Source organism: Psychrobacter sp. 1U2, assembly GCF_051847575.1.
In genome coordinates this window covers 1-536 of the sequence record NZ_JBPYDC010001719.1, presented here as the reverse complement: position 1 = coordinate 536, position 536 = coordinate 1, and the positions used below count along the sequence as shown (strand labels likewise).

Here is a 536-nt window from a genome sequence, read left to right as displayed (position 1 = left end):
TAAAAAACAGTTCTAAAATGGTTGAATTGTCATAATAAGTCATAATAAATAAGAAGCAATGTTATCTAAACGACATGACCAAAACCATGTTATTAAAAAAGTTAATATTCATTATAAATAATCTATGACTATCTTGCATGATATCAGTACCATTTTGCACGATTTTACGTGATGAAAATGTTAAACTGAATAACTTGTTGCATTATAAACGCTGCTGGATCATAAAGCTGCTAAATCGTTAATAATGCCTTTAAATTTATTTATAAAAATAAAATTATCTTTAATGGGTATTATCGAATGGGTTTATTAGCACAATATAGTCGATACTAAATAAAAAATGAGATCATCTTTAATTGATAGAAATTTAGTCAGTCGGCTGTTAAAAATTATGACATCGTAAAGTATATGACACCATAAAGTAATAGGAGCAGGTATTTTGGCCACGCGCATTGAAAATAAAGGTTTATCAAAAAGTAGCCGTGCTTGGATGAAAGAACATATTGATGATCATTATGTAAAAAGAGCGCAAAAAGATG

General features: G+C 28.2%; 1 pseudogene. It reads left to right on the top strand.

Features of this window, described 5'->3' with window-relative positions:
- Window positions 1-436: 436 nt before the first annotated feature.
- A pseudogene (locus tag ACS8FD_RS24050) lies at window positions 437-536 on the top strand (23S rRNA methyltransferase); the annotation flags it as partial.